An 18,895-nucleotide genomic window follows, 5' to 3' on the forward strand; every position below is an offset into this window, starting at 1 on the left:
AACAGAAGCAGTTTTCTTCACTTGAATTCGAGAACTGAACCATGGACGAAAACTACCTGACACCTAACATCTTCACCCGCCACAAACTCCCCCTCCACGCCCTCCTCATCCAGAACCAACCCTGGTTCTGCGCCCGAGACCTGAGCCGCCTGCTGCACATCTACCTCAACGAACGCATGCTGCGAAAACTCGACCCCGACCAATACCAAACCCGAAAAACCCTGATCCACAACCAGATCGAAAACACCCTGCTGATCAGCGAGTCCGGCATCTACGCCCTCCTCGTCTACCACTACTGCCCCGAATACCGAGCCCTGCGCGAATGGCTCACCCACCAGGTCATCCCCACCCTGCGCGACGCGCAACACCCCAGCACAAGCGAACGCCCACACGTGAGCCTGCTCAGTTGGCCGGATATGACGTTAAGTTTGTTGCATTGGAATAACCAGCCGTGGATACGGTTGCAAGATGTGCCGCAGATGATGGTGGAACGGGAACAGACCAAGCGCCCAATGACGGGGCCATGGTGGAAAAGAGCTTCGCGAATGCTGCAATCGCTATAAACCCGCATGCCGGAGCTGGGCCCTGCGCAAATCGTAAGTCGATTGCAGATTCATCCAGAACTCAGGCGTAGTGTTGAGATAAGTGGCAAGGCTGATTGCCAGATCGGCGCAGATCCCGAGCTGGCATTTCACAAGCTTTTCGATCTCACTTTCGGGCCATTTCGTGGGCATGGCCAGATCCATGACGGTCATGCCCAACGGCTCCATGAATTCCTTATTCAGAACCTCGCCCGGATGAATCGGGCGCATACCATTGCGATCCATTTTTCGCCTCCAGAGGCTGCGTTGAGTGGCCAAACTGGAGCATCCGACTCCCGGATTCAAGACCTTCACCCCCCCTTTCGCCGGCGTCCTACAACTATTAGGGCATGGCCCTACAAACATTAGCGTCTGCGCCCAGTTACGCAGCCCTTACGCATGTCATTACATTGGCAAACGAAATACGCCCATCAAGATGGAGCTATCTGTGAAGGATAAGAAGAGGAAGGATAAGCTATTCCAGATTGTTGATTTTCACCTCGAAGCACTCCGTTTGGCTGGGAATATGTCAGCCAACCAACGGCGATTTATTGAAGTTGCTGTTACATGTGGGCCAGCGCTTGAGCCAAGCGGCGTGCTGGCCGGTAGAAGATCCTGAGTGAAAAATAAAAAAGGCGTCCATAGGACGCCTTTTTTGTGTTCGGAGGAGTAGTCGCAGCGATTCTTTAGCTCCCGACTTTACGGCCGTGGGTTCAGAATCCGACAGGCTAGCCCGTCGTCATTACTTCAGAGAAACCAGCTTTCTCTGCTGCCAAAAATGCGGGGGAGCTTTTACTGGTGCCCAGTCCCAACGAATGCGCAGTTGCAGTCCTCGAGCGTGAGGATCCTTCAGTACCGCTCAGGAGTCAAAGCTCATTTACGATCGAGAGCAGCGCAAAACCCTCATCCATACCGGTATAAAGTATTGCCTCTCCGCCCTCTCATACCCTGAACTGGCCATCTCCAACGTCCTTCACTAACACAAGCACAGTCCTACGAGGATCGTCCCCTACGTCTGATTACGTAAGCATCAATGCCTTCGATATCGTCTGTATATTGATCCCGACAGAACAAGACGATGCGAAGAAAAGGCAAAGGTACCGAGCTTCGAAATCAGACACTCAAATCTGAATCGCGCAAACTCGCACATCAAACAATGTCCATGGATCCAGAAGCCGTGGCAGCTGGAGTTGACGCTCTATTACTCAGGATCGATCCGATTACTCCAGTAGCAATTAACGCATTCCACCAGTGGATCGGCCCCGTTGGGTATCCCTGGGACGCTGTTTTGGACTGGAAGACCAAAGATGCAAAAGGGCTGGACTTGGCGTTCTGGTACAAAGAGGAACTGTGCGGACTGTGCTACGCAACACCGCGAAGAAGCACGATCTGCATGAAAATCGTCCTTTTGCAGGGACACACCTGCAAGACGAATACCTTGCGGGGTTGGATCGCTCCGATGGCATTGCTGACAACAGAGTTCTACGCCCGGAAGCTGGGGTGCACGCAAATCGAAGTACAAGAGCCAGACTCAGGCGCCATCCCTTACTATCAAACGCTCGGATTTTATTTTGATACAACCGGTCGCCTTGTCTTTCCATTAGACGACCAATAAGATCGAATCAAGCATCCCGGCACGTGAGGTGTTTATGAAGCAGAAGAAGCAGAAAACCCAACCGGCACGGGTGTCCAAACCGGGTACCGAGGCACTCGGATTACCGGACAGAGTTTCAGCCAGTCAGCGGCATTTTCTGAAAGTGGCCGCGACCTATGGCAAGGAAATGGAGCCCGATGGTTGGCTCGCCGGTGGTGGAACCTGAGTACCGCAAAAATGACCGCCTGACAGGCGGTTTTTTTATGCCTGAGAATTAGTGTCTTCAGCAACATCCAGTGAAGGTTCGACCTTAAAACTGTCCGACCAACGCCCTCTCCCCCGACTACCCTTAAAAAACCCCGCAGGAAGCGGCCCCCCCGATTCAGCTCAAGGAACGACCATGTCCCTCTCCATCGTCCACAGCCGCGCCCAGATTGGCGTGGAAGCCCCCGCTGTCACCGTCGAAGTCCATCTGGCCAACGGCCTGCCGTCGCTGACCATGGTCGGCCTGCCCGAGGCGGCGGTGAAGGAGAGCAAGGATCGGGTGCGCAGCGCGATCATCAATTCCGGGCTGCAGTTTCCCGCGCGGCGGATCACCTTGAATCTGGCGCCGGCTGATTTGCCCAAGGATGGCGGGCGGTTTGATCTGGCGATTGCCTTGGGGATTCTGTCGGCGAGTGTGCAGGTGCCGTGTCTGACGCTGGATGATGTGGAATGTCTTGGTGAGTTGGCGCTGTCCGGCGCCGTACGAGCAGTGCGTGGCGTGTTGCCGGCAGCATTGGCGGCGCGCAAGGCGGGTCGTGCTCTGGTGGTGCCGCGAGCGAATGCTGAGGAAGCCTGTCTGGCATCGGGGTTGAAAGTGTTTGCGGTGGATCATCTGCTGGAGGCGGTGGCGCATTTCAATGGCCATACGCCGGTTGAACCGTATGTCTCGAACGGCCTGATGTACGCCAGTAAACCCTATCCCGATCTCAACGAAGTCCAAGGTCAATCAGCTGCCAAACGTGCGCTGCTGATAGCCGCGGCGGGCGCGCATAACCTGTTGTTCAGCGGCCCGCCGGGGACCGGCAAAACCTTGTTGGCCAGTCGCCTGCCCGGATTGCTGCCACCACTCGCGGAAAGCGAGGCACTGGAAGTGGCGGCCATTCAATCGGTCGCCAGTTGCGTGCCGCTGACCCACTGGCCGCAGCGGCCGTTTCGCCAGCCGCATCACTCGGCATCCGGCCCGGCACTGGTCGGTGGCAGCTCAAAACCGCAACCCGGCGAAATCACCCTCGCCCACCACGGCGTGCTGTTTCTCGATGAATTGCCGGAGTTTGATCGCAAGGTTCTGGAGGTGCTGCGCGAGCCATTGGAGTCCGGACACATCGTGATTTCCCGAGCCAAGGATCGCGTGCGTTTTCCGGCGCGCTTTCAATTGGTGGCGGCGATGAATCCATGTCCCTGTGGATATCTTGGCGAGCCCAGCGGCAAATGTTCCTGCACCCCGGACATGGTGCAGCGCTATCGCAATAAACTATCGGGGCCGCTGCTGGATCGGATTGATCTGCACCTGACGGTCGCGCGGGAGGCGACCGCGTTGAATCCGCAGGTAAAACCGGGAGAGGACAGTGCCACCGCCGCTGCTTTGGTCGCCGAGGCGCGCGAACGGCAGCAGAAACGTCAGGGCTGCGCCAATGCATTTCTTGATTTGCCGGGGTTGAAGAGGCACTGCGCGTTATCCACAGCCGATGAAAAATGGCTCGAGTCGGCCTGTGAGCGATTAACGCTTTCGCTGCGTTCGGCACATCGCCTGCTCAAGGTCGCCCGGACACTGGCAGACCTTGAGCAAGTCGATGCGATCAAACGCGAACACTTGGCCGAGGCGCTGCAATATCGGCCGGCGACACCTTAATGCTCGGTCAGATCAACCAGCGGCGTCTGCCGCACTTCGGTGTCGCGTCCGGCCTGAATCTCAGTCACACGTCTCAAGGCGTTATCCACAGCACCTTTGTCTGCGAGCAGGCTGTAGCTGATCTGGAACTGTTTGTGTTCCTTCGGTGCGATGGTCGGCACCAGATTCAGCGGTCGCTGATAGCGACGGTTGTAGGAAAAACTGGTGCCCGGCTCCAGCCCGGTGACGTAGCCCTGCCCTTGGGTATCGGTGTTTTTCCACAGGGAAAACACCGGCAACTGCTGGGTGTTGAAGCCGACGGAGACGCCGAGGCTGCCAGCCTTATTGTGCAAAACGGTCAGCGTTTCACCTTTGGCGTCGGCATAGGGCACGACGTTGTAGACGGTTTCGTCGTAGTCCTTGGTCGGCGCACGATAAGTCTGCCAGTCAGCCAGATCGCCCTTGGCCTTGTCGTTGAACGGCGAGACCTGTTTTACCGGTGCAGCAAAACGGGCGCCCTGCTCGAGGAACGGCGTGCTGAAATTGCTGTGATACAGCGCCTGGTATTCCTTTGGATAGTCGCCGTTGTTGGTCAGCGTATCGTTAAGTGCAAAGCGCACGCTGCCAGGTTCGGTGACCAGTTCAGTGACGACCGAGAAGTCGACTTTCTTGAAGGCCTGCTCTTTCAGCTCGCCGCGCAGACTGATGGCGTAGGGTGGCTTTTCGTCGATGTGCAGCGTGACGGTACTGGCCGGGATGTTGGCGGCGCGGCCGTGCAAGGTCAGCAGTTCACCGTTGTCCATGCCGGGATGGCCAACCCATTCGTAACCGCAGCGGGCGACCAGCTCGTTGAAACCTTCCAGCCAGCCCAGACCACCGCGCCCGTTGAGCTCGATGAAGGCCGGGTTGACCACGTCCTTGACCGGCGAATCCCAACCCATGCGCACGTTGCCGACAGAGGCCTGCAAAACATTCATCCCTCGGGTTGGCACCACCGAGAGTTTCATCGTGCCGTTATCGATATCGACGATGCTGACGCCTTCCTGTCGCCCTCCGTGCAAGGTACGCAGGCTTACGGAGAAGGGTTTGTCGGTTTTCACGCCGAGCTGCTCACTGGTGATGCTCCAGTTTTGCGCGGACTTGTTGGTGTCGAGGAGGACGTAATCCCAGGCCATGGCGTGGGAAGCAGCAGAGAATGCGCCGAGGGCGACGGCGAGTTTGAGCGGGGTCATGGCAGCAGCCTTTATTGGAGTTGTGCCATTTTTATAGCGCTGCGGAAACGTTTCAGCAAGTGTATTGGATCGACAGATCGCATGTTCTGCGAAGATCTTCAGTGATGCAATCGCGAGCAAGCTCGCTCCCACAGGGTTTTGGGTTGTTCACACGATTAGTGAGCGACCCTGGAAACTGTGGGGGCGAGCTTGCTCGCGAAAGCTATTTCAGGCGCACCTCAACGAAACCGATCAACCTCGGCACGCAAGTCCGCCGCCAAGCCTTCCAGTTCCTTCGCCGTCACAGCCAGATTCGAAACAACCTCACGCTGCTCACTGTTGGCCAACGCAATGCTCTGCAAATTGCTGCTCAGCAAAGTCGCCGTGCTGCTCTGCTCCTGAGTCGCCGTGGTAATCGCGGCAAACTGCTGCCCGGCAGAACGGCTCTGCTCATCAATCCGCGCCAGCGCCGAGGCGACATTGGCGTTACGCGACAAGCCTTCCTGCATCAGCACATTGCCCTGCTCCATGGTGCTGATCGCGTTGCCGGTTTCCTGCTGGATGCTGTGGATCATCACCGAGATTTCATCGGTCGCCTGACGGGTACGCGAAGCCAGGCTGCGCACTTCATCCGCCACCACGGCAAAGCCGCGACCTTGCTCACCGGCACGCGCCGCTTCAATTGCAGCGTTGAGCGCCAGCAAATTGGTCTGCTCGGCAATCGAGGTGATCACGCCAACGATGCCGCCAATTTCCTGCGAACGCTGGCCGAGGGTGTTGATCACTGTGGCGGTGCTGTTGAGGGCGCCAGCGATTTGCTCCAGAGAGGACGAAGCATCTTCCATCGAGCTGCGGCCAATCTGCGTTTGCTGGGCGTTTTCCTGTGCCAGACGTTGGGTCGCGCCCATGTTGTCGGCGATGTTCAACGAGGTCGCGCTGAATTCTTCCACCGCGCCGGCCATGCTGGTGATTTCGCCGGACTGTTGCTCCATGCCTTCGTAAGCACCGCCAGACAAACCGGACAGTGCCTGCGCTCGGCTGTTGACCTCCGCGGAGGAACGGCGAATGTGCTCAACCATGGTCGACAGCGCCTGGCTCATCTGGTTGAACGCGCGCGACAACTGACCGATTTCGTCGTTACTCGCTACATCCAGGCGCACGCTCAGATCACCGGCGCCCAAGGCTTCGGCCTGACGCACCAGATCACCCAGCGGTTGCAGTTTCGAACGCAGCAGCCACATCGCCGAACCGACCGCCAGCAACATCGCCAACAGGCTGCCAATCGCCAGTTGCGTGCCGACGCTCCAGGTCACTGCGCGTATCTCGGCTTTCGGCATGCTTGCCACCACCGACCACGGGCCGCCGTCGAACGGCACCGCGACGCTGTAGAAATCCTCGGACGTGTCGCCCCAGAACTGGCCTTTGCCCGGCGATTTCGCCAGATCCTTGATCAGCGGAATTGCTTGATCCAGCGCCTGCACGCCCGCTGGTGGAACCAGCCATTTGCTTTGCTCATCAAGCAACGCCAGCGAGCCGGTCTGACCGATGCGGAAGCGTTTGAGGTTATCGAACTGAGCATTCTGCGCATCGGTGTAATCGAAACCGACGAACAGCACCGCAATCACTTTGCCGCTGCCATCGCGCACCGGGGTGTATTGGGTCATGTAGGAACGATCAAACAGCAAGGCGCGGCCGACATAACCCTGTCCGGCCATCAACTTCGCGTAGGCCGGATGGGCGTGGTCAAGCAAGGTGCCAATGGCGCGGCTGCCGTCCTGTTTGGTCAGCGAGGTGCTGACGCGGATGAAGTCTTCGCCACTGCGCACGAACAGCGTGGCGACGCCCGCGGTCATCTGCTTGAACTCGTCGACTTCCTTGAAGTTGTTGTTCAGCACTTCGCTGCCCAGGTGCAGGCCCGGAGTCTGGGTGCCGGCAACACTCACTGGCTCGTCCGGATGAAGGCTCAACCCGCTGCTGAAGCGCTTCTCGAACAACCCGCTGAGGCGCTGGGTGCTTTCACGCAACGTGCCGTGGAAGGTGCTCAGTTGGTCGGCCAGCAGCCGAGCCTCACTGGCCAGATGTTCTTCACGGGTGGCGAGGTTGGCGGTATCCAGCGAACGCAACGCGAACAGCGTACTGCCACTGATGACGACCGCCAGAATCACAGCAAGGGCAAGGCCCAGCTGCGAGGCAATCCGAGCGCGAGGTTGAGACATGAACAGCTCCTGGCCGAGCCACCGGATCCTCCTTGATCGCAGCTGATGCTCGGAATAATTCTAATAATGGGGGTGAAGCATGGAGACCGGCACGACGGTTCCACTTGCTCATAGTCGGCGGTAAATCCGAATACTTGAGCGCTGTGCGAGGGTATGGCACGGGGCCGGCATTGTGGCGGCTCGAACGTTTCAGCTCAAGCGCGCAACGGCTGGCAGTTCCATGGCGCGGACTTCGCCTTGAAGAAAGTCGCTGAGGCGGCGCAAACGTTCACCTCCCGGACGGGTTTTTGGCCACACCAGGTAATAATTCAGGCCACTGGCAACGGCGGTCGGCCACGGCAGACTGAGGCGTCCTTGCGCGACATCTTCGGCGACCATCAACAAATCGCCCATTGATACGCCATAGCCGCGCGCCGCCGCGATCATGCCAAGTTCGAGCGTGTCGAATACTTGCCCGCCCTTTAGCGAAACCTGATCGGACAAACCCATGTGCTCCAGCCAACTGCGCCAGTCGCGGCGATCCGGGGTCGGGTGGAGCAATTCGGTAGACGCCAGCCGATCAAGATCCCACGGTTGATCGTTGAGCAGATTCGGCGCGCCGACCGGGATCAACTCTTCGGGAAACAACAAACTCGCTTCCCAGTCCGGCGGAAAATGGCCGTCGCTGAGCAACACGGCGCAATCAAACGGCTCATCGTTGAAGTCAACCGAATCGACATCCATCCACGCACTGGTCAGTTGCACCTCGTTGCCCGGCTGCAAGTGGCGGAAGCGACTCAGGCGCGCCAGCAACCAGCGCATGGTCAGGGTCGACGGGGCTTTCATGCGCAGGATGTCGTCCTCGGCACGCAAGGTGTTGCAGGCGCGCTCCAGCGCCGTGAAACCTTCGCGAATCCCCGGCAACAGCAGCCGCGCCGCTTCGGTCAGTTGCAAATTGCGGCCGCTGCGGTGAAACAAGCGGCAGGCAAAATGCTCTTCCAGCGTACGAATATGCCGACTCACCGCGCTCTGGGTGATCGACAGCTCTTCCGCCGCGCGGGTGAACGAGCTATGGCGCGCCGCCGCTTCAAATGCGCGCAGGGCATACAACGGAGGAAGTCGACGGGCCATGCACAAAGCTCCAATGGCGGGATGCAGCGAAATGAGCGGATTCTGTTCAGGATGAGTTTTAGTCATGCCACCCATCCTTTTTATCCCTTTGTGCAATGCCTGCCAAGGCCGGAGAATCGACGGTCTCCTGTTCCCTCTGAAAATTGAGTGGTGATACTCATGCAGCATCCTGTGCGTACTGAACTCTGGGCCATTCTGCGGCTGGCAGGGCCGTTGATCGCTTCACAGTTGGCGCACATGTTGATGGTGCTGACCGACACTTTGATGATGGCGCGCCTCAGTCCCGAAGCGCTGGCCGGCGGCGGTCTGGGCGCGGCGACTTATTCGTTCGTGTCGATCTTCTGCATCGGCGTGATTGCCGCAGTCGGCACCTTGGTAGCGATTCGCAAAGGTGCAGGCGACATCATTGGCGCTGCACGCCTGACCCAGGCCGGATTGTGGCTGGCGTGGCTGATGGCGCTGGGCGCCGGTTTGCTGCTGTGGAACCTGAAACCGGTGTTGCTGCTGTTCGGCCAGACCGAAACCAACGTCAACGCCGCCGGGCAATTTCTGATCGCCCTGCCGTTCGCCCTGCCCGGCTACCTGAGCTTTATGGCCCTGCGCGGTTTCACCAGTGCAATTGGTCGGGCGACACCGGTGATGGTCATCAGTCTGGCCGGCACCGTGGCCAACTTCCTGCTCAATTACGCGCTGATCACTGGCATGTTCGGTCTGCCGAAAATGGGCCTGATGGGCATCGGTCTGGTCACGGCGATTGTCGCCAACTGCATGGCGCTGGCATTGGCCTGGCATATACGCCGGCACCCGGCGTATGACGCTTATCCGCTGCGCGCAGGGTTATCGCGGCCGAACCGCCAGTACCTGAAAGAACTCTGGCGCCTCGGTCTGCCGATCGGTGGCACCTACGCGGTGGAGGTCGGGTTGTTTGCCTTCGCGGCGCTGTGCATGGGCACCATGGGCAGCACGCAACTGGGCGCGCATCAGATTGCTCTGCAGATTGTTTCGGTGGCGTTCATGGTGCCGGCGGGGATGTCGTACGCGATCACCATGCGCATCGGCCAGCACTACGGCGCCGGGCAATTGCTTGATGCACGGATGTCGGGCCGGGTCGGGATCGTCTTTGGTGCGGTGGTGATGCTCGGCTTTGCGATGGTGTTCTGGTTGCTGCCAAATCAGTTGGTCGGGTTATTCCTTGATCACAATGATCCGGCGTTTGCCGAAGTGATTCGTTTGGCGGTGAGCCTGCTGGCCGTGGCGGCATGGTTCGAGCTGTTCGACGGCACGCAGACGATTGCCATGGGCTGTATTCGCGGGCTCAAGGATGCGAAGACCACGTTTCTGGTCGGGCTCGGCTGTTATTGGCTGATTGGCGCGCCAGCGGCGTGGTGGATGGCATTCCACTTGAACTGGGGGCCGACGGGCGTCTGGTGGGGATTGGCGCTGGGGTTGGCGTGCGCGGCGGTGAGTCTGACGTTGGCGTTTGAGTGGAAGATGAAGCGGATGATTCGGCTGGAGCCTGCTACATCACGCGTTGAGGTCGTTGGCGCAGATTAAGATCAAAAGATCGCAGCCTTTGGCAGCTCCTACAGGGATCGGTGTAGGAGCTGCCGCAGGCTGCGATCTTTTAAACGGCCTCCACAGAAACCTGTTGGCTTGAGCCAAACGTCAGGTACTCAACCAGTTCCGCCAACGGCAACGGCCGGCTGATCAGATAACCCTGCACCTGATCGCAACCAAACCCGCGCAGCAATTCCAGTTGTTCCGGCGTTTCAACCCCTTCCGCCACCACTTCCAGATGCAGGTTGTGCGCAAGGTTGATCATCGCGTGCACCAGTTTGCGGTTCTCTTCACGCTGTTCCATGCCACCGACAAAGCTCTTGTCGATCTTCAGCAAAGTGATCGGCAAGCTGTTGAGGTGCACGAACGATGAGAACCCGGTGCCAAAGTCATCCAGCGAAAAACGCACTCCGAGGCGGCCCAACGCATCCATGGTCTGCTTGACCAGATCACTGCGGCGCATCACCGCCGTTTCCGTCAGTTCGAACTCCAGCCACTGCGCCTCCACACCGCGCTCAGCGATCAAGCGGCTCAGCGTCGGCAACAACTGACTGTCCTGAAATTGGCGGAACGACAAGTTGATCGCCATGTGCAGCGCCGGCAATCCGCGTTCGCGCAGTGCCTGCATATCGCGCAACGCCCGGGAAATCACCCAATAACCCAGCGGCACAATCAAGCCGCTCTGCTCGGCCAACGGCACGAACTCACTCGGCGGCAGCAAACCGCGTTCGCCATGGCGCCAGCGCACCAAGGCTTCGAGGCCGACAATCTGGCCGTCCTCAAGATTCAGGCGTGGCTGGTAATGCAATTCCAGCTCATCACGACGCAAGGCCCGGCGCAGCTCACTTTCGAGGTCAGCCATGTTCCGCGCGTTGCGGTTGATGCGTTCGTTGAAGATATGAAAAGTGCAGCCCTGCGTGCTTTTGGCCTGCTGCATGGCGATGTGCGCATGCCACATCAGCGGGTCAGCGCCAGCCTGCGCGCGGGCGTGGGCGATGCCGAGGCTGGAGCCGATCAGAAGGCTTTCGCCATCCACCCAATACGGTTCGGACAAGGCTTCAGTAATGCGTTCGGCCATCCACTCGGCGCGTTGCGGCGCGCGGCGGGTGTCGATCAGCAAAGCAAATTCATCGCTGCCGAGACGTGCCAATTGATCGCCGGCCTCCAACTGACTTTTCAGCCGCGCCACGACCTGCAGGATCAGCCGATCGCCAGCCTGATGGCCAAGGGCGTCGTTGGCGTGACGGAAGTTGTCGAGATCGAGATGCCCGAGGGCCAAGCCGCGACCATCGCCTTCAGCGAGACGCGCTGTCAGCAAGGTCTGGAAACCCTGACGGTTGGCGATGCCGGTCAGCGGATCCTGTTCGGCGAGGCGTTGCAGGGTGTTTTCGAGAACGCCGCGTTCGCGCACATGGCGCAGGCAACGGCGCAGCATGCCGGGGTCGAGGGCGTCGAACACCAGCCAGTCACTGACGCCAACCGGCGCGGTGTCCGGTTCGTGTTCGAGCAACAATACCGTCGGCAGGCTGCAGCGGCCGGGTGCCGGTTGCAACGCAGGAAGGGTCAACAACACCGCATGGCGGTTGTCTTCGAACAAACTGCTGACCGACTCCCAGCTCGGCGCGCTGATCAGCACCGCCGCGCTCCCCATCGGAGCCAGACACTCACGCAATAACGCTGTCCACGCTGGCTCTTCGGCCAGTAGCAGCAAACGCAAGGGTTCGACAGGCGTAGACAAGCTAGCTCCCTAGACTCTGCAATGATGTGGGCGGCGGGCATTATGCCGTTGCGCTGACCAATGACCAAATGACAACGGTTATCGAAACGTTATTTTGTGTCACGAATGAGAACATTAGCCGCAAAATCACCGCGCATCCTGCGTGAAAGTAACAAAACCGGCAAATATGAATCGCGTGGTACGTCACAAGTCGGACAGAGCAGCACAAATCTCTGAGCCTGTTAAAATGCCGGCCCATTTCGTCAACGACTCCCGAATTTTCGTATGTCCCGACTCAATCCCCGGCAGCAAGAAGCCGTGAACTACGTCGGCGGCCCTCTATTGGTGCTCGCCGGTGCTGGCTCCGGCAAGACCAGCGTGATCACGCGCAAAATCGCGCACCTGATCCAGAACTGCGGCATCCGCGCCCAGTACATCGTCGCCATGACCTTTACCAACAAGGCCGCGCGCGAGATGAAAGAGCGGGTCGGTACCCTGTTGCGTGCCGGCGAAGGGCGCGGTCTGACGGTCTGCACCTTCCACAATCTCGGTCTGAACATCATCCGCAAGGAGCACGTGCGGCTGGGCTACAAACCCGGTTTCTCGATCTTCGACGAGACCGACGTCAAGTCCCTGATGACCGACATCATGCAGAAGGAATACGCAGGCGAAGACGGCGTCGACGAGATCAAGAACATGATCGGCGCCTGGAAAAACGACCTGATCCTGCCGCCTCAGGCGCTGGAGAACGCGCGTAATCCCAAGGAACAGACTGCCGCCATCGTCTACACCCACTATCAGCGCACGCTTAAAGCGTTCAACGCGGTGGACTTCGACGACCTGATCCTGCTGCCGGTAAAACTCTTCGAAGAACACGCCGACATCCTCGAAAAGTGGCAGAACAAGGTGCGTTACCTGCTCGTCGATGAATACCAGGACACCAACGCCAGCCAGTACCTGCTGGTAAAAATGCTCATCGGCAAGCGCAACCAGTTCACCGTGGTCGGCGACGACGACCAGTCGATCTACGCCTGGCGTGGCGCGCGACCGGAAAACCTGATGCTGCTGAAGGACGACTATCCGTCCTTGAAAGTGGTGATGCTCGAACAAAACTACCGCTCGACCAGTCGCATCCTGCGTTGCGCCAACGTGCTGATCTCGAACAACCCGCACGAATTCGAAAAGCAGCTGTGGAGTGAAATGGGCCACGGTGACGAGATCCGCGTGATCCGCTGCCGCAACGAAGACGCCGAAGCCGAGCGCGTGGCCATGGAAATCCTCAGCCTGCACTTGCGCACCGACCGCCCGTACAGCGATTTCGCGATCCTCTATCGCGGTAACTATCAGGCCAAGCTGATCGAGCTGAAGCTGCAGCACCACCAGGTGCCGTATCGCCTGAGCGGCGGCAACAGCTTCTTCGGCCGCCAGGAAGTGAAAGACCTGATGGCCTACTTCCGCCTGATCGTGAACCCGGATGACGACAACGCCTTCCTGCGCGTGATCAACGTGCCGCGCCGCGAAATCGGCTCGACTACTTTGGAAAAACTCGGCAACTACGCCACCGAACGCAAGATCTCGATGTACGCCGCCACCGACGAAATCGGTCTGGGCGAGCATCTGGACAGCCGCTTCACCGATCGTCTGTCGCGCTTCAAGCGTTTCATGGACAAGGTGCGCGAGCAGTGCGCCGGCGAAGACCCGATCTCCGCGCTGCGCAGCATGGTCATGGACATCGACTACGAGAACTGGCTGCGCACCAACAGCTCCAGCGACAAGGCCGCCGACTACCGGATGAGCAACGTCTGGTTCCTGATCGAGGCGTTGAAAAACACCCTCGAGAAGGACGAAGAAGGAGAAATGACCGTCGAGGATGCCATCGGCAAACTCGTCCTGCGCGACATGCTCGAACGTCAGCAGGAAGAGGAAGACGGTGCCGAAGGCGTGCAGATGATGACGCTGCATGCGTCCAAGGGTCTGGAATTCCCTTACGTGTTCATCATGGGCATGGAAGAGGAAATCCTCCCGCACCGCTCCAGCATCGAAGCCGACACCATTGAAGAAGAACGCCGCCTGGCCTATGTGGGCATCACCCGCGCGCGCCAGACACTGGCGTTCACCTTCGCCGCCAAGCGCAAGCAGTACGGCGAGATCATCGACTGCGCGCCGAGCCGCTTCCTCGATGAGCTGCCGCCGGACGATCTGGCCTGGGAAGGCAACGACGACACACCGAGCGAAGTCAAAGTCGTGCGCGGCAACAGCGCATTGGCTGATATACGCGCGATGTTAAAGCGCTAGAATTGACCACTTTTTTTACTAGACCTTCGGCGCACAAAGCGCCAAAAGAGGACAGCTTCATGGAAGCATTGCACCAGAAAATCCGCGAACAAGGCATTGTGCTTTCCGACCAGGTCCTGAAGGTCGACGCCTTCCTGAACCACCAGATCGACCCGGCCCTGATGAAGCTGATCGGCGACGAATTCGCCGCGCTGTTCAAGGATTCGGGCATCACCAAGATCGTCACCATCGAAGCCTCGGGCATCGCCCCGGCGATCATGACCGGTCTGAACCTCGGCGTGCCGGTGATCTTCGCCCGTAAGCAACAGTCCCTGACCCTGACCGAAAACCTGCTGTCGGCGACCGTTTACTCGTTCACCAAAAAGACCGAAAGCACCGTGGCCATCTCGCCGCGCCACCTGACCAGCAGCGACCGCGTGCTGATCATCGACGACTTCCTGGCCAACGGTAAGGCCTCGCAAGCGCTGATCTCGATCATCAAACAGGCCGGCGCCACCGTGGCCGGCCTGGGCATCGTCATCGAGAAGTCGTTCCAGGGCGGCCGCGCCGAACTGGACTCGCAAGGCTACCGCGTCGAATCGCTGGCCCGCGTTAAATCGCTGACAGGTGGCGTTGTCACCTTCATCGAATAAAGCCACACCGCAATACCCTTGTAGGAGCCGAGCTTGCTCGCGAAGGCGTCGTGTCAGTCGAATATTCTTTGACTGATCCACCGCTTTCGCGAGCAAGCTTTTCTCCTACAGTTGTTCGGGTACTCCGCAATCCCCGTGTAGGAGCTGTCGAGTGCAACGAGGCTGCGATCTTTTGATCTGATTTTCAGGATCAACATCAAAAGATCGCAGCGTGCCGCAGCTCCTACAGATTTCACTTAATCCATTCTGTAACCCGCCCCCGGTACCCCTTCGTGCATCGCAGCTTGAATATCCGCGTACAAGGCATTCGCCTCACCGGTGGTAATCGAACGAGAACAATCACGCAGCACCACATGCAAAAGCACGTTCTCCTGACCCGGTAACATCCCGAGTCGCTCAATGGCCTGCGCCGGTAAATCCGAACGTGGCCAGCGCCCCTTGATTCGCATCTCCTCGATCCATCCAGAGCAATCCCCTGCCGCCTGCAACATCCTCTCGGTCAATACCTCTTCACTCAATCCCGGCGTTACTGCCAACGAGATATCGCGGGCAATCGACGGCAAACGGGATACCGCAGTCCACGGATCCAGATCATGCATCTGCGCCTGCACGCGCACATTCTGATCACGCAACAAACGAATATCAGGAATGCCTTTGCGCAACATCGTCAGGCGATCCAGCCCCATCCCAAGAGCGAGTCCGCCATGGCGCAGCGGATCAATCTGCAAACGCTGCAACAGCGACTTCGCGATACGCCCGCACTCAAGAACCTCGACCGGCACGCCATCATTCAACACATTCACTTCAATCCCGCCCTCGGTGTAGTGATGTGGACTTTCGCTATAAACCCAGGACTTTTCCGGGACGGCCGACTGCAAAATATCACCGACCAAACGCAGTAAATGCTCATGGGATGCCAGCTCCGGGTCACCCAATACCCAGATATCCATTTGGTGCGGCTCGGCGCAATGCCAACGATCTCGGCTATCACGCCTGAAGGTAATGCCTGGCGCTGCCAGCAAAATGGTTTGTCCCGGCCGACGAACCTCGGCGGCCTGCTGAAGCGCCGCAGGAATCTGGCTGGTGGTCTGCGTTCGCAAAAGCGAATGCTCATCGACCCAACGTGTGTGCTCGCTGCCAAGGGTAATTTCTGCCGGGTCGTAACCCAGCAAACCGTAGTTCTCTTCGGCGGACACAATCCTTGGCCCAACCTGCAACTGCGCTCGGGGCCAGCCTCTTGCTGCGAGTCCTTGAAGGACTTCATTGAGCAGTAGTCGGACTGCGTGGTCGGGTTGGTTCTTTTCGGTTAAGTCAGTGAGGAGTAAGGCCTGCTCGACAGACTCTTGTGGCAAGTATTTCTTCGATGCTGACACTCTGTACCCCCCGAATTTGCTGCTGGATAGACCACAGACAAACCTATCGACAGGCGAATGCCGACGACAATCCAAAAACTCAGTGATTGATGATTTTCAGAACGGGACTACGGATGGCATTCCGTATTCATTCAGATATCAGACATGGCTCTTGTGGGAGCGGGCTTGCTCGCGAAGGCGTCGTGTCAGTCGATACATTTTTTGACCGATCCACCGCTTTCGCGAGCAAGCCCGCTCCCACAGTTGTTCGGGTACTCCGCAGTCGCCGTGTAGGAGCTGTCGAGTGCAACGAGGCTGCGATCTTTTGATCTTTTAAGGATCAGGATCAAAAGATCGCAGCGTGCCGCAGCTCCTACGGGGTTTGGGTGGTGGCTTTTAGGCCGGTGAGGAGCAGGCGTTGGAAGAGGTCTTCTTTCAGGCCTTCCGGGTTTGTGAGTTGCATGCGTTCGAGGTGTTCGGGGTACAGCGATGCCTCGGGGGCGTCGAGGGCGGCTTTGCCGAGTTCGAGGATTTCGGTGAGTTTGAATTTGCTTTTTAGCCAGTTCAGCGCCCGCAGTAGATCCCGTTCGATCGGGGAGAAATCACAGCCCAGCGGGTACTCCGGAAACAGGTTTTTGTGCCGTGCGGCGATGGCTTGCAAACGCTGCGGCGTGTTGTCAGTGAAGCGGGGATCGAGGCGGAAATCCTTTGGCAGTTTGCCGACCTTTTGCGCTTGTTCGATCAGGCCCGGCTGGAAGCGTGAATCGCTGATGTTCAGCAGCGATTCGATCACTACGGCATCGGTTTTACCGCGCAGATCGGCGATGCCATATTCGGTCACGACGATGTCGCGCAGGTGCCGTGGGATCGTGCAGTGGCCGTATTCCCAAACGATGTTGGAGCTGACGTCGCCGCCGGATTCGCGCCAGCTGCGCAGGATCAGGATCGAGCGCGCGTCGCGCAACGCGTGGCCCTGCGCGACGAAGTTGTACTGCCCGCCGACACCGCTGAGTACTCGTCCATCCTCCAGTTGATCTGCCACGCCAGCGCCGAGCACGGTCATGGTAAACACCGTGTTGATGAATCGCGCGTCGAGGCGCTGCAAGCGCTTGAGTTCTTCCTGCCCGTAGAGCTCGTTGATGTAGCTGATGCGAGTCATGTTGAATTCGAGGCGTTTGCTCAACGGCAACTCACGCAGTCGCTCGTAAAAACTGCGCGGGCCGAGGAAGAATCCGCCGTGCACGGAAATGCCGTCGGTTTGCGCCGCTTCGTCGAGGGTGCCGGCGTTGGCCTGCTCCTGCGTCGGCACATCGGGGTAGACCTTGCGCCGGATGATCCCGGCATCCGCCAGCACCAGCAGGCCGTTGACGAACATTTCGCTACAACCGTACAGGCCTTTGGCGAATGGCCCGGTGCCGCCCTCGCGGTTGATCAATTGCGCCCACTGACTGAGGTTGATGTCATCGAGCAACGCCTGATAACCGGCGTTATCCGCCTGACGTGCGAGCAACGCGGCAGTCAGCGCATCACCCATCGAACCGATGCCAATCTGCAACGTGCCGCCGTCGCGCACCAGCGTACTCGCGTGCAAACCAATGAAATGGTCCTGAAACCCCACCGGCATGTTCGGCGTGGAAAACAGCGTGCTGCTGTCCTTCTCGTCGATCAGCAGGTCGAAGGTGTCGATGTCGACTTCGGCGTCGCCGGGCATGTACGGCAGATCGGTGTGCACCTGGCCGACCAGCAGAATCGTCTCCCCGGCTTCGCGACGTTTGGCGATCATCGGGAACAGGTCGAGGGTGATGTCGGGGTTGCAGCTCAGGCTCAGGCGATCCGGGTGTTCGCTGCTGCTGGCCAATAACTGCGCCACCAGATTCAGCCCGGCGGCGTTGATGTCGCGGGCGGCGTGGCTGTAGTTGCTGCTGACGTAATCCTGCTGGGCCGGCGCGCTGTTGAGCAGGCTGCCGGGCTGCATGAAGAACTGTTCGATGCGGATGTTGGCGGGCAGGCTGTCGCGGTGCAGGTCGGCGAGGAAATCGAATTCCGCGTAGTCACCGAAGACGCGCTCGACGAAGGGTTCGATGAAGCGCTTTTGCAAGCCATCGCCCAACGCCGGGCGACCGAGGCACAGCGCGGTGTAGATCGTCAGCTGCCGCTCGGGCAGGCCTTTGATCCGCCGGTACAGCGCGTTGACGAAGTGATTGGGTTTGCCCAGGCCCAGCGGCATGCCCATGTGGATATGCGCCGGCAAGCGCGCCAGCACGTCGTCCACTGCTTGTTCGATCGAACACAACTGCACCATCTGAAGCCTCCTGCCCGTTCCGTGAATAGGGGTAGACCGAGATTGCCTTGAGTTTGCTGCAAAGAACAGCCCAAAGTCCTGGACGATTGTCGGCCACAGGAGGTGTTTAGGCTGGAGCTTGCTTGCCCTCACCCTAGCCCTCTCCCGGAGGGAGAGGGGACTGAATGGGGGATATTTGGGAGATACGCCGACGTGAACGTGATGTACCGAATCCATAGTCGCTAAGGTCTTTCAGGTCGATGTCGGACGCAAGAAACCGCGGTCGTCCCCTCTCCCGGAGGGAGAGGGGACTGAATGGGGGATATTTGGGAGGTACGCCGACTTGAACGTGATGTACCGGATCCATAGTCGCTACGACCTGTCAGGTCGATGGATAGCGCCATACACCGCGGTCGGCCCCCTCTCCCTCCGGGAGAGGGCTGGGGTGAGGGGCTCTTGAATCGCAGGCACAAAAA

General features: G+C 58.9%; 14 protein-coding genes. 7 read left to right on the forward strand and 7 right to left on the reverse strand.

Features of this window, described 5'->3' with window-relative positions:
- Positions 1-41: 41 nt before the first annotated feature.
- Positions 42-563 (forward strand): BRO-N domain-containing protein, encoded by a 522-nt coding sequence (locus tag KFS80_RS24240; protein ID WP_212546207.1) that lies wholly within the window; start codon positions 42-44, stop codon positions 561-563.
- On the opposite strand, the gene KFS80_RS24245 is transcribed toward KFS80_RS24240, so the two are convergent.
- Positions 558-827 (reverse strand): HigA family addiction module antitoxin, encoded by a 270-nt coding sequence (locus KFS80_RS24245; protein WP_116254251.1) that lies wholly within the window; start codon positions 825-827, stop codon positions 558-560. The genes KFS80_RS24240 and KFS80_RS24245 overlap by 6 nt on opposite strands.
- 916 nt (positions 828-1,743) lie before the next feature.
- On the opposite strand from KFS80_RS24245, the gene KFS80_RS24250 reads away from it, so the two are divergent.
- The 3 genes from KFS80_RS24250 (at position 1,744) to KFS80_RS24260 (ending at position 4,069) form a co-directional block, all read left to right on the forward strand.
- Positions 1,744-2,196 (forward strand): N-acetyltransferase, encoded by a 453-nt coding sequence (locus KFS80_RS24250; protein WP_338109632.1) that lies wholly within the window; start codon positions 1,744-1,746, stop codon positions 2,194-2,196.
- Positions 2,197-2,230: 34 nt separating this feature from the next.
- Positions 2,231-2,401: a hypothetical protein gene (locus tag KFS80_RS24255; RefSeq protein ID WP_171057229.1), complete on the forward strand. Its 171-nt coding sequence runs from the start codon at positions 2,231-2,233 to the stop codon at positions 2,399-2,401.
- 174 nt (positions 2,402-2,575) lie between these two features.
- Positions 2,576-4,069 (forward strand): YifB family Mg chelatase-like AAA ATPase, encoded by a 1,494-nt coding sequence (locus KFS80_RS24260; RefSeq protein WP_053124981.1) that lies wholly within the window; start codon positions 2,576-2,578, stop codon positions 4,067-4,069.
- Here the strand turns inward: KFS80_RS24260 and KFS80_RS24265 are convergent.
- The 3 genes from KFS80_RS24265 to KFS80_RS24275 form a co-directional block, all read right to left on the reverse strand.
- The gene (locus KFS80_RS24265) at positions 4,066-5,280 is read right to left on the reverse strand and encodes an aldose 1-epimerase family protein (protein ID WP_212546209.1); all 1,215 of its coding nucleotides are present in this window, start codon (positions 5,278-5,280) and stop codon (positions 4,066-4,068) included. The two genes, KFS80_RS24260 and KFS80_RS24265, sit on opposite strands and share 4 nt — an antisense overlap.
- A 218-nt stretch (positions 5,281-5,498) precedes the next feature.
- A complete protein-coding gene (locus KFS80_RS24270; protein ID WP_212546210.1) occupies positions 5,499-7,475 on the reverse strand; it encodes a methyl-accepting chemotaxis protein in 1,977 nt (658 codons plus the stop codon).
- Positions 7,476-7,664: 189 nt separating this feature from the next.
- Complete coding sequence (locus tag KFS80_RS24275; RefSeq protein WP_212546211.1) at positions 7,665-8,585, reverse strand: LysR substrate-binding domain-containing protein; 921 nt, start codon at positions 8,583-8,585, stop codon at positions 7,665-7,667.
- A gap of 159 nt (positions 8,586-8,744) precedes the next feature.
- On the opposite strand from KFS80_RS24275, the gene KFS80_RS24280 reads away from it, so the two are divergent.
- Complete coding sequence (locus tag KFS80_RS24280; protein ID WP_212546212.1) at positions 8,745-10,139, forward strand: NorM family multidrug efflux MATE transporter; 1,395 nt, start codon at positions 8,745-8,747, stop codon at positions 10,137-10,139.
- A 70-nt stretch (positions 10,140-10,209) separates the two neighbouring features.
- Here the strand turns inward: KFS80_RS24280 and KFS80_RS24285 are convergent, their stop codons facing one another.
- Entirely contained in the window at positions 10,210-11,880 is a 1,671-nt protein-coding gene (locus tag KFS80_RS24285; protein WP_212546213.1) for a putative bifunctional diguanylate cyclase/phosphodiesterase, read from the reverse strand.
- A gap of 264 nt (positions 11,881-12,144) precedes the next feature.
- On the opposite strand from KFS80_RS24285, the gene rep reads away from it, so the two are divergent.
- Positions 12,145-14,154 carry a DNA helicase Rep gene (gene rep, locus KFS80_RS24290; protein WP_212546214.1) on the forward strand — a complete coding sequence of 670 codons (2,010 nt, stop codon included), beginning with the start codon at positions 12,145-12,147 and terminating at the stop codon, positions 14,152-14,154.
- Between the two features lie 59 nt (positions 14,155-14,213).
- Positions 14,214-14,786 carry a xanthine phosphoribosyltransferase gene (locus KFS80_RS24295; RefSeq protein WP_016985833.1) on the forward strand — a complete coding sequence of 191 codons (573 nt, stop codon included), beginning with the start codon at positions 14,214-14,216 and terminating at the stop codon, positions 14,784-14,786.
- A 236-nt stretch (positions 14,787-15,022) separates the two neighbouring features.
- Here the strand turns inward: KFS80_RS24295 and srmL are convergent, their stop codons facing one another.
- Positions 15,023-16,159, reverse strand: a complete 1,137-nt coding sequence (gene srmL, locus KFS80_RS24300; RefSeq protein ID WP_212546215.1) for a PheS-related mystery ligase SrmL — start codon at positions 16,157-16,159, stop codon at positions 15,023-15,025.
- A 352-nt stretch (positions 16,160-16,511) separates the two neighbouring features.
- Positions 16,512-18,440 (reverse strand): acetyl-CoA hydrolase/transferase C-terminal domain-containing protein, encoded by a 1,929-nt coding sequence (locus KFS80_RS24305; RefSeq protein WP_212546216.1) that lies wholly within the window; start codon positions 18,438-18,440, stop codon positions 16,512-16,514.
- Between the last annotated feature and the right edge of the window lie 455 nt (positions 18,441-18,895).

This window comes from Pseudomonas rustica, assembly GCF_018336155.1.
Taxonomy (GTDB): domain Bacteria; phylum Pseudomonadota; class Gammaproteobacteria; order Pseudomonadales; family Pseudomonadaceae; genus Aquipseudomonas; species Aquipseudomonas rustica.

Coding starts and splice junctions, on each gene's coding strand:
- KFS80_RS24240 (WP_212546207.1), top strand. CDS start 42: ATGGACGAAAACTACCTGACACCTAACATCTTCACCCGCCACAAACTC.
- KFS80_RS24245 (WP_116254251.1), bottom strand. CDS start 827: ATGGATCGCAATGGTATGCGCCCGATTCATCCGGGCGAGGTTCTGAAT.
- KFS80_RS24250 (WP_338109632.1), top strand. CDS start 1,744: ATGGATCCAGAAGCCGTGGCAGCTGGAGTTGACGCTCTATTACTCAGG.
- KFS80_RS24255 (WP_171057229.1), top strand. CDS start 2,231: ATGAAGCAGAAGAAGCAGAAAACCCAACCGGCACGGGTGTCCAAACCG.
- KFS80_RS24260 (WP_053124981.1), top strand. CDS start 2,576: ATGTCCCTCTCCATCGTCCACAGCCGCGCCCAGATTGGCGTGGAAGCC.
- KFS80_RS24265 (WP_212546209.1), bottom strand. CDS start 5,280: ATGACCCCGCTCAAACTCGCCGTCGCCCTCGGCGCATTCTCTGCTGCT.
- KFS80_RS24270 (WP_212546210.1), bottom strand. CDS start 7,475: ATGTCTCAACCTCGCGCTCGGATTGCCTCGCAGCTGGGCCTTGCCCTT.
- KFS80_RS24275 (WP_212546211.1), bottom strand. CDS start 8,585: ATGGCCCGTCGACTTCCTCCGTTGTATGCCCTGCGCGCATTTGAAGCG.
- KFS80_RS24280 (WP_212546212.1), top strand. CDS start 8,745: ATGCAGCATCCTGTGCGTACTGAACTCTGGGCCATTCTGCGGCTGGCA.
- rep (WP_212546214.1), top strand. CDS start 12,145: ATGTCCCGACTCAATCCCCGGCAGCAAGAAGCCGTGAACTACGTCGGC.
- KFS80_RS24295 (WP_016985833.1), top strand. CDS start 14,214: ATGGAAGCATTGCACCAGAAAATCCGCGAACAAGGCATTGTGCTTTCC.
- KFS80_RS24305 (WP_212546216.1), bottom strand. CDS start 18,440: ATGGTGCAGTTGTGTTCGATCGAACAAGCAGTGGACGACGTGCTGGCG.